The 13,617-nt window shown below is 68.9% G+C and carries 14 protein-coding genes; 3 read left to right on the top strand and 11 right to left on the bottom strand.

The window, feature by feature from the left end:
- Window positions 1–35 precede the first annotated feature (35 nt).
- From thrC to U3A55_RS10805, 10 genes are all read right to left on the bottom strand, one after another.
- The gene (gene thrC / locus U3A55_RS10850) at window positions 36–1,283 is read right to left on the bottom strand and encodes a threonine synthase (protein ID WP_330991523.1); all 1,248 of its coding nucleotides are present in this window, start codon (window positions 1,281–1,283) and stop codon (window positions 36–38) included.
- 47 nt (window positions 1,284–1,330) lie between these two features.
- On the bottom strand, window positions 1,331–2,206 hold the full coding sequence (argF, locus tag U3A55_RS10845) for an ornithine carbamoyltransferase (protein WP_330991522.1): 876 nt from the start codon (window positions 2,204–2,206) through the stop codon (window positions 1,331–1,333).
- On the bottom strand, window positions 2,194–3,204 hold the full coding sequence (locus U3A55_RS10840; RefSeq protein ID WP_330991521.1) for a [LysW]-lysine hydrolase: 1,011 nt from the start codon (window positions 3,202–3,204) through the stop codon (window positions 2,194–2,196). Before U3A55_RS10840 ends, argF begins: the two co-directional genes overlap by 13 nt.
- Window positions 3,201–4,328, bottom strand: a complete 1,128-nt coding sequence (locus tag U3A55_RS10835) for an aspartate aminotransferase family protein (protein WP_330991520.1) — start codon at window positions 4,326–4,328, stop codon at window positions 3,201–3,203. Before U3A55_RS10835 ends, U3A55_RS10840 begins: the two co-directional genes overlap by 4 nt.
- Window positions 4,321–5,151, bottom strand: a complete 831-nt coding sequence (locus U3A55_RS10830; protein WP_330991519.1) for an acetylglutamate/acetylaminoadipate kinase — start codon at window positions 5,149–5,151, stop codon at window positions 4,321–4,323. Before U3A55_RS10830 ends, U3A55_RS10835 begins: the two co-directional genes overlap by 8 nt.
- Complete coding sequence (gene argC, locus U3A55_RS10825) at window positions 5,152–6,180, bottom strand: N-acetyl-gamma-glutamyl-phosphate reductase (protein ID WP_330991518.1); 1,029 nt, start codon at window positions 6,178–6,180, stop codon at window positions 5,152–5,154.
- Complete coding sequence (lysX, locus tag U3A55_RS10820; protein WP_330991517.1) at window positions 6,177–7,037, bottom strand: lysine biosynthesis protein LysX; 861 nt, start codon at window positions 7,035–7,037, stop codon at window positions 6,177–6,179. Before lysX ends, argC begins: the two co-directional genes overlap by 4 nt.
- A gap of 1 nt (window position 7,038) precedes the next feature.
- Window positions 7,039–7,203: a lysine biosynthesis protein LysW gene (gene lysW, locus U3A55_RS10815; protein ID WP_227261249.1), complete on the bottom strand. Its 165-nt coding sequence runs from the start codon at window positions 7,201–7,203 to the stop codon at window positions 7,039–7,041.
- Window positions 7,204–7,397: 194 nt separating this feature from the next.
- Window positions 7,398–8,843, bottom strand: coding sequence for an argininosuccinate lyase (gene argH / locus U3A55_RS10810; RefSeq protein WP_330991516.1), 1,446 nt, complete (start codon window positions 8,841–8,843; stop codon window positions 7,398–7,400).
- On the bottom strand, window positions 8,840–10,048 hold the full coding sequence (locus tag U3A55_RS10805) for an argininosuccinate synthase (protein ID WP_330991515.1): 1,209 nt from the start codon (window positions 10,046–10,048) through the stop codon (window positions 8,840–8,842). The genes argH and U3A55_RS10805 overlap by 4 nt, the downstream gene beginning before the upstream one ends.
- A 254-nt stretch (window positions 10,049–10,302) precedes the next feature.
- On the opposite strand from U3A55_RS10805, the gene U3A55_RS10800 reads away from it, so the two are divergent.
- Window positions 10,303–10,485 carry a DUF7554 family protein gene (locus tag U3A55_RS10800; protein WP_330991514.1) on the top strand — a complete coding sequence of 61 codons (183 nt, stop codon included), beginning with the start codon at window positions 10,303–10,305 and terminating at the stop codon, window positions 10,483–10,485.
- Between the two features lie 39 nt (window positions 10,486–10,524).
- Window positions 10,525–11,049 carry a 2'-5' RNA ligase family protein gene (locus U3A55_RS10795; protein ID WP_442978303.1) on the top strand — a complete coding sequence of 175 codons (525 nt, stop codon included), beginning with the start codon at window positions 10,525–10,527 and terminating at the stop codon, window positions 11,047–11,049.
- Here the strand turns inward: U3A55_RS10795 and U3A55_RS10790 are convergent.
- The gene (locus U3A55_RS10790) at window positions 11,046–13,238 is read right to left on the bottom strand and encodes an ATP-dependent DNA helicase (RefSeq protein WP_330991512.1); all 2,193 of its coding nucleotides are present in this window, start codon (window positions 13,236–13,238) and stop codon (window positions 11,046–11,048) included. The genes U3A55_RS10795 and U3A55_RS10790 overlap by 4 nt on opposite strands.
- 1 nt (window position 13,239) lies before the next feature.
- On the opposite strand from U3A55_RS10790, the gene U3A55_RS10785 reads away from it, so the two are divergent.
- Window positions 13,240–13,617 carry a hypothetical protein gene (locus U3A55_RS10785; protein WP_330991511.1) on the top strand — a complete coding sequence of 126 codons (378 nt, stop codon included), beginning with the start codon at window positions 13,240–13,242 and terminating at the stop codon, window positions 13,615–13,617.

The following is a 13,617-nucleotide window of genomic DNA, read 5'->3' as shown; positions in this document are numbered from 1 at the left end:
AGAGTCCACCGCGTCCACCCGAATAAGAATACCGCCTAGATGGCGTCGAGCACGCCGTCCGCGTCCGCGGGCACGGGCACCGGTTCGCTTCCGGCGGCGGCCGCGGCGTCCGGGTCCTTGAGGAGGTGGCCGGTGGTGAGACACACCACCTGTTCGTCCGCGTCGATTTCGCCGGCCTCCCGGAGTTTCCGCACGCCCGCAATCGAGGCCGCGGACGCCGGTTCGACGCCGACGCCCTCGCCGGCGAGCGCGCGCTGCGCGGCCGTGATTTCGTCGTCCTCGACGGCGACCGCGGTGCCGCCGGTCGCGCGAATCCCCGGGAGCGCTTTCGGCGCGTTCACGGGGTTGCCGATGCGGATGGCGGTCGCGCGCGTCTCCACCTCGCCCCACGGCTGAACCTCCGCCCAGTCGTTCTCGACGGCTTCGACCATCGGCGCCGCGCCCGCGGCCTGCACGCCCGTCAGCTTCGGCATCTCGTCCTCGTCCATCGCGCCCGCGGCGACGAGTTCGCGGAAGCACTTGTAGAGCGCCGCCGTGTTCCCCGCGTTCCCGACCGGGAGCGCGATGCGGTCCGGGTACTCGCCCGTCGCGGCCTTCGACTGTTCGAGGATTTCGAGGCCGATGGTCTTCTGGCCCTCCAGGCGGAACGGATTCAGGCTGTTCAGGAGGTACGCCTCGCCCCTGTCCGCGAGCTCCGCGACCACGTCGAGGCAGTCGTCGAAGTTCCCGTCGACTTCGCAGATTTTCGCGCCGTGCAGGCTCGCCTGCGCGACCTTCCCTGCCGCGACCTTCCCTGCGGGCAGCAGAACGAGCACTTGTTTGCCGGCGCGGGTGCCGTAGCACGCGAGCGCCGCGGACGTGTTCCCCGTCGACGCGCACGCGAGCCGGTCGACGCCGAGTTCGTCCGCGACCTTCACACCGAGTGTCATCCCGCGGTCCTTGAACGACCCCGTCGGGTTCAATCCCTCGTGCTTCACGCGGAGGTCGGCGAGCCCGAGGTCGTCCTCGATTCCCGGTACCGTGTAGAGCGGCGTGTCGCCCTCCTCGATGCTCACGCCCGACTCGAACGGGAGCGCCGCGCTGTACCGCCAGACGCCGCGTCCCTCGAACTCGCTCCAGTCCGGGTACTCGTCGTACCTGGCTTCGAGAAGGCTGTCGCAGTCGGGACACCGGTACACCACGTCGTCGAACGGCGCGACCGCGTTCCCGCACTCGATGCACGCGAGCCAGACGCCGTCGTCCGCCTCGGGCGGCGTCGGCACGTCGAGACTGAGGTCTGTCATTGTCGGACGTGCGCGGCCGAGCCACAAATAGGGGGCGCTTCGGGCAACTACACGAGGTGGACGAGCAGGCCGTTCTGGCCGTGCATCCGGTTCTCCGCCTGCCGCCACACGACCGAGCGCTCGCCCTCCAGCACGTCCTCCGTGATTTCCTCGCCGCGGTGGGCGGGCAGGCAGTGCATCACCTTCGCGTCCGTTCCCGCGAGCAGGTCTTCGTTCACCTGGTAGGGCTGGAGGGCGTCGAGGCGTTCCTCGCGTTCGTCCTCGTCGCCCATGCTCACCCACACGTCCGTGTACACCACGTCCGCGTCCGCGACTGCTTCCGTGGGGTCGGTTGTCGTGGTGACGGTGCCGGGGTAGTCGCTCGCGCGGTCGAGCACGCCGTCGTCAAGCGCGTACGCGTCGGGGGTGGCGACGGTCACGTCGTGGCCGCGCATCGCCGCGCCGACGACGAACGACGCGGCGACGTTGTTCCCGTCCCCGACCCAGGTGACCGAGGCGTCCTCGCCCACGACCTCCTCGACGGTGAGGAGGTCTGCGAGCGTCTGCACCGGATGCGCCTCGTCGGACAGCCCGTTCACGACCGGAATCGAGGAGTACGCGGCGAGCGTCTCCAGTGTCTCGTGGTCGTCCACGCGCGCCATTACGGCGTCGGCGTAGCACGCCAGGGCGCGAGCGGTGTCCTGCACTGGTTCGCCGCGGCCGAGCTGGATGTCCTCTTTCCCGAGGAAGACGGCGTGTCCGCCGAGCTTCGTCATCCCGACCTCGAAGCTCACGCGGGTTCGCGTGCTCGCCTTCTCGAACAGCATCGCGAGGCTCCGGTCGGCGAGCGGCGTTCCGGCGTAGTCGCCCTTCAGGTCGCGGGCGGTAGTGAGCACGCTGTCCAACTCCGTCGGTGTGAGGTCGTCTACGGTCAGGAAGTGCATAGGCGGTCTGCGGTCGCCGAGAGCACCCGGACGCTCCGGTCGTACTCGGCGAGACTGATGTGTTCGTTCGGCGTGTGGTCCAACTCGGAGTCGCCGGGGCCGTAGGTCGCCATTGGGCAGTCCCAGGCCGCGGCGTACACGTTCATGTCGCTCGTCCCGGTCTTCCGGACGTGCCCCGGACTCCCGCCCGCCTCGCGGATGGCGGCGCGGAGCGCGCCCGCGACCGGCGTCCGCGGCGACACCATCACCGGCTGGTAGTGCTGGTCGTAGGAGACGCTCCCGTGCTCGGTGAGGTCGGCGAGCGTTTCCTTCACGTCCTCCGCGCCGGTCTCGGGCGGCAGGCGGAACGACGCGGTGAGCGTCGCATCGACGCTCAGGCCGTCCCCGCTCGTTCCGCCGTTCAGGTCGAGCGGCGTCGGCGTCACGGTCTCGAACACGTACTCCGACTCGTCGTCGAACGCCTCCCGCACCGACTCCCACCACGCGGTCGCGTGGTCGATGGCGTTCGCCTCCGGGAGCGACCCGTGCGCGGTCGGCGTCTCCACCTCGTAGCGCGCCGGCAGCAGTCCCCGATAGCCGAGCGTCACGGCGTCCCAGCCCGAGGGTTCGCCGTTCACCACGGCGTCCGGTTCCTCGCGGTTGGCGACGAGGTGGCGCGCGCCACGGGAGTCGCGTTCCTCGCCGACGACGCCGACGAACGAGGCGCCCGTTTCGACGGCGGCGGTCGCCATCGCCGCGAGCGGTCCCTTCGCGTCCACGCTCCCCCGGCCGTAGAGCACCTCGTCCTCCACGCGAACCTCGATGTCGCCGGGGACGGTGTCCACGTGCGACGTGAGGAGCACGGAGTCGTCGGCGGGCGCGCGGACGTTCCCGACCGCGTCGGTCCACGCCTCCCGACCGTGTTCCTCGAAGAACGCCACGAGCACGTCGGCCGCCGCCGCCTCGTCGCCTGACACGGACGGCGTCGCGACGAGGTCGTGGAGCAGGCTCCGAGTCATCCGACCACCGATTCGAGCGCGTCCGCGACCGTCGTGCAGTCCTCCTCGGTCGCGACGAGCGGCGGGAGGAACCGCACGACGGTACGGCCGGTCGGGAGCGCGAGCACGCCGTGGTTCAGCGCGAGATTCCGAAGCGCGCGGTTCGCCCCCCGTTTCACCTCGACACCCACCAGAAGGCCTTCGCCGCGCACGTCCCGGAGGTCGTCGATTTCCCCGAGACGGTTCTTGAACGTCTCGCCCAGGCTGGCGGCGTGCGCGGGCAAGTCCTCTTCAACGATGGCGTCGAGCGTGGCGTTCGCGGCCGCGCAGACGACGGGGCCGCCGGAGAACGTCGAGCCGTGCGAGCCGGCGTCCTCCGCTATCCAGTCCGCGCAGAGCGTGGCGGCGACGGGCAGGCCGTTCCCCAGTCCCTTCGCTGTCGTGAGGATATCGGGGCTGACGCCCGCGTCCTCGCACGCCCAGAGCGTCCCCGTGCGGCCGAGGCCAGTCTGGATTTCGTCGAACACGAGCGCCGCGCCCGCCGCGTCGGTCGCGTCGCGCGCCGCCTGGAGGTAGCCGTCGGGCGCGGGGTTGATGCCGCCCTCGCCCTGTATCGGTTCGAGGATGACCGCCGCGGTGTCCTCCGTGACGGCCTCTGCGAGCGCGTCTGCGTCGCCGTAGGGAACGTGCGTGAACCCCTCGGGGAGCGGGCCGAACCCCTCCTTGTACTCGTCCTTCCACGTCGCCGCGAGCGACCCCATCGTCCGTCCGTGGAATGCCCGGGTCGCCGCGACGACCTCCGAGTTCCCGGTGGCGTGCCGCGCGAACTTCAACGCGGCCTCGTTCGCCTCCGTCCCGGAGTTGCAGAGCCAGACGTTCGAGCAGCCGCCCGGCCCGAGGTCGCCGAGGCGCTCGTAGAGACCGTCGCGGGCGTCCACGGGGTACGACCCCTGGACGAACGTCAACTCCGCGACCTGCTCCTGGACGGCGTCGACGACGGCGGGATGGCTGTGCCCTAGCGGCGTGCACGCGTAGCTCGCGCCGAAGTCGAGGTACGCGTTCCCGTCGTCGTCGTAGAGGTGGACGCCGTCCCCGGACTCGATGCGGATGGGTTTCTCGCCGAAGACGAACGACGCCTCAGGCATCGCTCTCACCTCCGAGCGCGCCGCGCGTGAAGCGCGTGCCGTGGCCGGAGAGCGCGGAGACGATGGGGTCGTTCGCGTTCGCGTCCGCGATGGTCACCGATTCGGCGCCGCCGTCGAGGGCTTCCGTCGCCGCGAGCACCTTCTTCGACATGAACCCCTCCGCGTACTCCTCGACGGATTCGAGGTCGGCAGGGGCGTCCACGTTCTCGACGAGCGTGTCGGGGTCGTCGGGGTCGGCGTACACGCCCGCCACGTCCGTGAGCACGACGAGGTCAGCGGCGAGCGCGCCGGCGACCGCTGCGGCCGCGCGGTCCGCGTCCGCGTTCACCGCCACGCCGTCGTCTGCGAGCATCGGCAGTGAGATGACTGGAACGTAGTCGTCGAGCAACGTATCGAGCAAGTCCGTGTTCACGCTCGTTATCGTCCCGGAGTGGTCGCCGCGGCGAATCTTCTTCCTCCCGTCCTCCACGACCTTCACCATCGACTTCCGGGGGCCGGTGAGGAGCGCGCCGTCGACGCCGGAGAGGCCGACAGCGGGCACGCCGGTGTCCTGGAGGGCGGCGACCAAATCGGTGTTCACGCCGGCCATCGCCATCGTGAACGCGTCCATCGTCTCCGCGTCCGTGAACCGTCCCGTCATCCCGGACGGGGACTCCACGTAGTCGGGTTCGATGTCGAGGCGGGAGAGGAGGTCGTCCACCGCGGTCGACCCGCCGTGCACGACCACCACGTCCTCGTCGTTCAACACGAGGTGCGCGATGTCCGTCAGCGCACCCTCCGGATTCACCGCGCGTGCACCGCCGATTTTCACCACTAACGTCATCTATGGAGCCCCCACTGGGTGGAGTCCGTCGAACGCCAGGCCCGCTTGCTCGTCGATGCCGAGCGCGACGTTCGCCGCGTGGACGGCCTGGCCCGCGGAGCCTTTCATCATGTTGTCGATGGCGGAGAACACCACGACGCGGCCGTTGCGCTCGTCGAGTTCGAACCCCACGTCGGCGTAGTTCGTGCCCGCCACCGCCTTCGGTTCGGGGTAGCGGTAGACGCCGCCGCTCCCGGCGACGAGCCGGACGAACGGCTCGTCCTCGTACGCGCCCCGGAACGCCTGCCAGAGGTCGCCCGTCGAGGGGGCCTCGTCGGGGTAGACGTGGCAGGTCGCGGCCGCGCCGCGCGTCATGTCCACCGCGTGCGCCGTGAACCCGACCTGGACGCCGAGCTCCTGTTCGATTTCGGCCTCGTGGCGGTGGCCGGTCGGCGCGTACGGCCGCACGACGCCCGAGCGTTCGGGGTGCGAGGACGCCGCGCCGCCGCCCGCGCCGCCCTCCGACGACCCGACCTTCACGTCCACGGTCACGTCCGCGCCGTCGAGGATGCCGGCGTCCGCGAGCGGTTTCAGTCCGAGAATCGTCGCGGTCGCGTTACAGCCGCCGGACGCGATCAGCTCCGCGCCCGCCAGCTCCTCGCGGTGGAGTTCCGGGAGCGCGTACACGCCGTCGGGGATGTGTTCGGGTGCGCTGTGGCCGTCGTACCACTCGTCGTACTGCTCCTCGGAATCGAGCCGGAAGTCCGCGGAGAGGTCGACTACGAGGTCCGCGAGGTCGCGGTACTCCTCGACGTGCTCCATCGTCACGCCGTGCGGCGCGGCGACGAACAGCACGTCCAGGTCGTCGAGGTCGTCCGGGTGCGAGAACCGCAGGTCGAGCCCGCGCAAGTTCGGGTGGACGCTCCCCACCGTTTTGTTCGCGTACTCGCGGCTCGTCGCGGTCACGAGGTCGAACTCGGGATGCGCGCTGACGAGCCGGCAGAGCTCGCCGCCCGTGAACCCGGACGCGCCGACGACGCCGACCTTCATGCCGGCACCCCCGTCTCGGCTTTTGCTTCGAGCCAGTCCACCACGGCCGCGGGCACGTCGACGTCCACGCAGTCGTTCAGCGCCTTGAACTCGACCGTGTGATTCACCTCGTGCACCGTGTACGAGTCGCCCGCTTCCATCAAGTCAACGCCGAGTAGGCCGCCGCCGACGGCGTCGCTCGCCGTCTCGACGAGGTCCTTGACTTCGGGCGTGACCTCGAACTCCGCGGTCTGTGCGCCCTTCGCGGCGTTGGTGAGCCAGTGGTCGGCGGAGCGCGTCATCGCGGCGACGGGTTCGCCGTCCAGCGCGACGACGCGGATGTCGCGGCCGGGTTTCTCCACGAACTCCTGAATGTAGAACACCTTGTGCTCGTAGTGGCCGAGCGTCGCCTTGTGTTCGAGCACGGCCTCCGCGGCGCTCCGCGATTCGAGCTTCGCCATCAGGCGGCCCCACGACCCGATAACGGGCTTGACGACGCAGGGATACCCATAGGATTCGATGGCGGAGAGCGCGCTGTCCGTGTCGAACGCCACCGTCGTCTCCGGTGTCGGCACGCCCGCGGCGTCGAGCGCGACGCTGGTTTTCGCCTTGTCCGCGCAGAGGTCGGCGGTGTCCGGCGTGTTCACGACCGGGACGCCGTAGCTGTCGACGAACTGGGTGGCGTACCGGCTGCGGCTGGTGGCGAGACACCGGTCGAGCACGATGTCGAGGTCCGCGACGCCCTCCGGCGGGTTTCCGACGCCGAATTCGAGTTTCCGCACGTCGAGCTTCTCGACGTCGTGGCCGCGCTCGCGGAGTTCGGAGAGGAGGAGTTTCTCGTCCTTCCGTATCCGCGAGTAGAGGATGCCGATTTGCACGTTACTCCCCCCAGTCCTCGTCGAGCTCGGGTGCCCGGTCGAGGACGGGAGGCTCGGTGTCGACGACTTCGAGTTCCTGACCGCAGGTGTCACAGTCGACGATCTCTCCGACTTCGAGGTCCTCGTGCAGGGAGACCTCCGCCCCGCACTCGACACATTCTGTCATACACTCACGAGTACCGACCACACCCACTTAAACACGTCGAACCTATCAATTAGATTAAATGAAGGCGGTGCCGTCGCTACCCGGACGAAACGCCCGAAAAACCCGAACGAAGCCGCGAACCGAAACCAGTACTGTAGTTATAAAGTCCCCCGAACGGGGGTCGCGGTCGTCGCAGCGGTCCCGCGAACGCGTCGCTACTCATACGACGCCACCTCCGCCGTCAACGCCTCCTCGGCCGCCGCGAGCGCGTCCTGGCGCGCCTCGACGGCGTCCACGTCCGCGGCCACCGAGTCCGCCGCGCGGTCGAGCGCACCCGCCACCGCGTCCGGAGCGGGACCGCCGTACGAGTCCCGCATCGCCACGCTCGCCGCCGGGTCGAGCGCCGCCTCCACGGCATCGACGTCCGCGAGGTCCGCGAGCGACTCTCCGGTCACCGCGCGCGCCGCGTCGTCGAGCGCCGCGATGTCGCCCGTTCCCGCTTCGGCGACGATTTCGTGCGCGGTGCGGAACGGGAGGCCGGCCATCGCGAGCGTGTCCGCGACGCCCGTCGCCGTCGAGAACCCCTCGCCGGCGGCGTCCGCGAGCGCGTCCGCCGGCCACTCCGCCGTGGCGACCGCGCCCGCCGCAACCTCGACTGCCTCGACAACCTCGTCCACGGCCGTCCAACCGTACCCCGTCGCGGACTGAAGGTCGCGGTTGTACGCCCGCGGCAGCCCCTTCAGCGTGGTGAGGAGGCCCTGAAGCGCGCCCGTCGCGTCGCCCGCGGTCGCGCGGACGAGTTCGAGCGTGTCCGGGTTCTTCTTCTGCGGCATAATCGAGGACGTAGAGGAGTAGTCGTCCGAGAGCGAGAGCAGGCCCTTGTTCGAGAACACCACCAAGTCCTCCGCCAGCCCCGAGGTTGTGGTCGCGAGGGTCGCGAGCGCCGACACGCCCTCGACGAGGAAGTCCCGGGTCGAGGACGCGTCCATGCTGTTCTCGACGACCTCGTCGAACCCGAGCAGGTCGGCGGTGCGCTCGCGGTCGATGTCGAACGGCGTCCCGCCGAACGCCGCCGCGCCCAGCGGACTCCGGTTCGTCCGCGCGTAGGCGTCAAGAAGGCGTTCGGTGTCGCGGGCGACCGCGGACTCGTAGGAGAGCAGGAAGTGCGCGACCGTCACCGGCTGCGCCGGCTGGAGGTGCGTGTACCCCGGCATCACCGTGTCCGCGTGCTCCGCGGCCGTTTCCAGGAGCGCCTCCCGGAACGCGACGGTCGTCTCCGCGGCGTCCAGCAGGTCCTCGCGGAACCGGTAGCGAATGCAGGTCGCGACCTCGTCGTTCCGCGAGCGCGCCGTGTGCATCTTCCCGCCGACGGGACCGACACGCTCGATGACCGCGGTCTCGATGGCTTCGTGCACGTCCTCGCCGTCCGGGAGCGCGTCGAACCCAGCTGACTCCACGTCGTCGAGCGCGTCGAGAATCGTCGCGGCCGCCGACGCCTCGATGACGCCCTGTTCGGCGAGCATCACGACGTGCGCGCGGTCCACCGCGAGGTCGGCGTCGAAAATCCTGCTGTCGGCGTCCATCGAGGAGAGGAACTCGCGGGCGGGGCCGCCGCTGAAACGCTCCCGACGAACCGCCGTCGAGTCCTCTCCCTCGCTCATTCGTCGTCGCCCCCGTCCGTCGTGAGCGTCGGCTTCGACTTGTTCGCGAGCCGCGACTGGAAGCCGTGGTACTTCGCCACGCCCGTCGCGTCCTCCTGCTTGATACCGTCCACCGTCTCGGTGTTGAACGACGCCGCGGACTCAGAGTACACCGCGTACTCGCTGTCACGCGCCACCGGACGCGCCTGTCCGCCCTCGAACTTGATGGTCACCGTACCGGTGACGCGCTCCTGTGTCGTCGAGATAAAGCCCTCCAGGGCGTCGACGAGCGGGGCGTCCACCAGTCCCTCGTACGCCTTCTGCGACCACTGCGCGTCCACTTCCTGCTTGAAGTCGCGCTCCTCCTTCGTCAGCACGAGTCCTTCGAGCGCCTCGTGCGCGTTCAGCAGCGTCGTCGCCGCCGGATGCTCGTAGTTCTCGCGCACCTTCAGCCCGAGCATACGGTCCTCCATCATGTCCGTCCGACCGACTCCGTAGCTTCCCGCGAGGTCGTTCAGGTACTGGATGAGCTGGACCTGCGGGAGTTCCTCGCCGTTCACCGCGACCGGCACGCCCGCCTCGAACTCGATTTCGACCAGCTCGGTCTCCTCACCGGGGTCGTCCGTCCACTCGTAGATGTCCGTCGGCGGGACGTACCCTGGGTCCTCCAGCTGTCCGCCCTCGATGCTGCGGCTCCAGAGGTTCGAGTCGATACTCCACACGCCCGCGTTCCCGCCCTCCACGGGCAGGTTCTTCTCCGCCGCGTAGTCGACCTCCCACTCGCGGGTGAGGCCGAGTTCGCGAACCGGCGCGACGACTTCGAGGTCGGAGCTCCGCCACACCGCCTCGAACCGCAGCTGGTCGTTCCCCTTCCCGGTGCAGCCGTGCGCGACCGCCGCACAGCCCTCGTCCTCCGCGACTTCGAGGATGGCTTTCGCGATGACCGGCCGCGCCAGCGCCGTGCCGAGCGGGTAGCCCTGGTAGTCCGCGTTCGCCTGCACGGCGTCCATGCAGAGCGACGCGAACTCGTCCTTCGCGTCCACGACGAAGTGCTCCAAGTCGAGCGCCTCTGCCGTCTCCTCGGCCTCAGCGAACTCCGATTCGGGTTGTCCGACGTCCACCGTGACGCCGATAACCTCGTCGTAGCCGTACTCTTCTTCTAGCAGCGGTACACAGACCGTCGTATCGAGCCCGCCCGAGAAGGCGAGCGCCGCTTTTCCTGACATTCTCGTTGGATTCCGTGATTAGTGAGCGCGCGAACGACCGACCGACGTGGGGTAGTAACTAGTTGGGGTCAGAGGACCCCGGTCGTCGTCGTCGCGCGAGGAAAGCGGCGGACGACTCGCTCACCGAACGCGAACGCGCGGCGGCGGGAGTCGTCATCATCGTACGCCACTCTACACTCGCCCTCGTATTAATGGGTTTCGTCATCGCCCGACTCGCCCCATACGTTATGGTGGCCGCCCGCGAACGCTGGGGTATGCTCGACCGCGCCGAACTGGAGGTGGAGTCCCTCCTCAAGATTGTGCTCGTGCTCGTCGTCGTCTGGCTCGTCCTCCAGATACTCGGGGAGTTCGTCAGTACGCTCGCCGCACTCGTCGGTCCGGTCATCGGTCTGCTCATCGCCGTCCTCATCGTCCTCTGGCTGCTCGACCGCATCTGAGCCGACAACAGCAAACCCCCGCAGTCCCTCTCCGTTCGCGTGTACAGCGTGAACGTCCCCGTCCCCGACCCGGTTCACGACGTCGTGGACGACCTCCGCCCCCTTCTCACGCCGTTCGACCGCGTTCGCGAGCGCCGCACGCGCTCGCTCGTCGCGAAACGCCTCCCCGCCGAGGACCGCCGCGAGTACCGGGAGAACGAGCGTCGCGCCCGCGACGCCCTCCGCGGCGCCCCGAGTTTCGAGTGCCGAATCAGCGATGTCGGCGTCTTCGAGAACCCGCCGAGCGGCACGAGCCCCGTCGTCTACCTCGCCGTCGAGAGTCCCGGCCTTCGGGAGATTCACCGACGGCTCTGTGACGCGTTCGACCCCGTGCCGGGGATGGAAGGCGAGGACTACACGCCGCACGTCACGCTCGCCCGCGACCTCTCCGGCTTCCGCGCCCAGTCCGCGCTCGAGGACGTGCTCGCCGCCGACATCGACCCCGTGACGTGGACGGTGGAGGAACTCGAATTCCGGGACGCCACCCACCACGAACGCATCAGCACCCTCGCGCTCCCCGCCTAGGGTCGCGGGGGACTGCCGTCCCAGGCGTCCATGTCGCCGTAGAAGTTCAGGGTCGCGAACTTCAGCTTCTCGGGCGCGATGTCGATGAGTTCCGAGCGTTCCTCCGGCGGGAACGCGTTGTTCACGCTGTACTTCCGCATCTCCGTCCGCGACTGCTTCGTGTACCGGCGGTCGAAGAGCGCGCGCACCCCATAGTCGTCGGGCGACCGAATCACGCGCCCGAGTGCCTGCCGGGTCTTTCGCACCGTCGGAATCTCCACGGCGTACCGCCAGCCGGGGTCTTCGCCGCGGCGCTGGCGGCCCGTGTCCTTGAACGCCTCGCCGTACGCGTCCTGCACGGCCTCCGCGCGCTCGTCCAGATGCGGGTAGGGCACGCCGACCACGCCCACGGAGCGGGCGTCGTCGCCGTCGAACGACACGCCCTCCGCGAGTGTCCCCCAGAGGCTCGTGAACAGCACAGCGTTCGCGTCCGCCGCGAACTCCTCGCGGAGGTCGTCCGCGCTCACGCCCGGTTCGTCGAGGTAGCGCGCGGCGTCCGCGTCCGCGAGCAGGCCGTGGTAGCGCTCCGCCTCCGAATAGCTCGGGAAGAACAACAGGGTGTTCCCCGCCGAGAACTCCACGAAATCCCGGAGCGCGTCCGCGTACTCCTGCTGGACCGCGGGGTCGTCGCGGTTACTCGAGAACAGCGGCTCCGTGTCCACGGCGAACGTCCGCCGGCGCTCCTCGGGGAACTGGAGGCCGTACGCCATCGTCTCCGGGTCCTCAAGCCCCAGCACGTCCGCGGTCACGTCGAACGGCCGGAGCGTCGCGCTCATCAGGACGCTCGCGTGCACGTCCTCGAACAGCTCCGTTGTCACGTCCCGGGGGATGCACGTGTAGAGTTCCGCGCGCCCGTAGACGGTCCCCGTCCCCGAATCCCGCCGCACTGACACCGTGGGGTACTGGCCGAGTTCCGTGCTCTTCGTCAGATAGGCGTCCACGAACCGCGCGCACTGGAGGGTCTGGCAGTCCTCGCGTGTCGTCGCGTCCCCGTTCCGGTACGCGTCCTCGTACGTCTCATCGAGGTGTTCGCCGAGCGCGAACGCGTCGTCCACGTCCTGACTGATGCCGCGCCCCTCGTAGTGCTCCAGGAACGCGAGCGTGAGGTCGTCCCGCTTGGTCTCGTTCGCGACCGGCACGTCCTCCCAGTTCTCCCCGAGGCGCTCCGCGTCCCCGTACCCGAAGGAATCCTCGTACGTCTCGACGAGCGCGTCCCGGAACGCTTCGACGACGTTCAGCGCCGCGTCCGTCCGCGCGTCGTCCGACTCCTCCAGTTCGGAGACGGCTTCGTCGAGCGTGTTCTCCGTCAGCGTCTCGGAGGCGTGGTCGCGCGCCGCGTCCTCGACGTTGTGCGCTTCGTCGAACACCACCACCACGTCCTCGGGGTCGCGGCCGAGCCAGCGGAAGAACTGCGCGCGGATTCCGGGGTCGAGCAGGTGGTGGTAGTTACACACCGCGAGGTCGACGCCCTCGATGCCGTCCTTCAGGAGTTCGTAGCCACAGAGCCCCTCCATCGCCGCGTACTCGTAGATGTCCTCGGGTGTCCGCACGTCGTCGTACAGCCACGCGTAGAAGTCGTCCGTGTCCGCCGTGAGGTTCTCGTAGTAGTGCTCGCACGTGTTCTTCTCCCGCAGGTCTTCGAGTTCCGCCTCGACGGATTCGAGTTCGTCCATCACGGCCTGCCGGGCGTCCGCCGCCCCCGACTCCCCGTCGTTCGCCGCGTCCAGCAACTCCTGCTGGCGTTCCGCGAGCTGCTCCCGGTCGCGTTCGAGGTCCACGACCTCGTGGGTGTTGTCCCGGAGCACCTGACACTCCTCGTACCCCACGTCGATGTGGCACATCTCGCCCTTCCCCTTGAACACGATACCCCGGATGGGTTCCTCCGCGTGAATCTCGCGGGCCTCCCGGACGAACTGCCGCATCTGCTGGTGGACGTTCGTCGTAATCACGACCGTCTTGTCCGTCTCCCGCGCGTACGACAGCGCCGGCGCGAGCGCCGCCAGCGTCTTCCCCGTCCCGCACGCCCCCTCGAACAGGACGTTCCGGCCGTCCTCCAGGGTCTCCCGAATCCGCTCCATCGCCTCCGACTGATTGTCGTACGGCGACGGTTTCGGGAAGAACCGGAGGTAGTCCGCGTTACTCGAAGCCACGTTGGGAACGTATTCGCCGTCAAACGGCTTAAACTCGGGGTTCGACCGAACGATCGTCGATTCGCCGCACCACGATTTTTGTGGGATGCCGGTCGATCAGAACCAGATTCACATGTTCGAACGCGACTTCCACGACGCGGCGAGAGACGTGATAGCCGGCGCGATTGGTGGCTTGTTATCCTACTGGTCGTTACAGAATCAGGGCGTTCCTGAAGCGCTCATTCTCGCTGTTTTCGGCTTTCTTCTGATTCTCGGTGTTGCGGCGTTCTACTACGGCATTCGATGGGCACGCGCACTCGGTGTGAAACACTACGAACGACTGAACGACGGCCAGCCGGAACGAACGCAACACGACTGGCCCGAGAACCGCGCCTCGTAG

The sequence above is a fragment of the Salarchaeum sp. III genome (assembly GCF_036418315.1).
Classification (GTDB): Archaea; Halobacteriota; Halobacteria; order Halobacteriales; family Halobacteriaceae; genus Salarchaeum.
The sequence above is the reverse complement of the archived record's forward strand: the minus strand, read 5'-3'. Positions and strand labels throughout refer to the sequence as shown.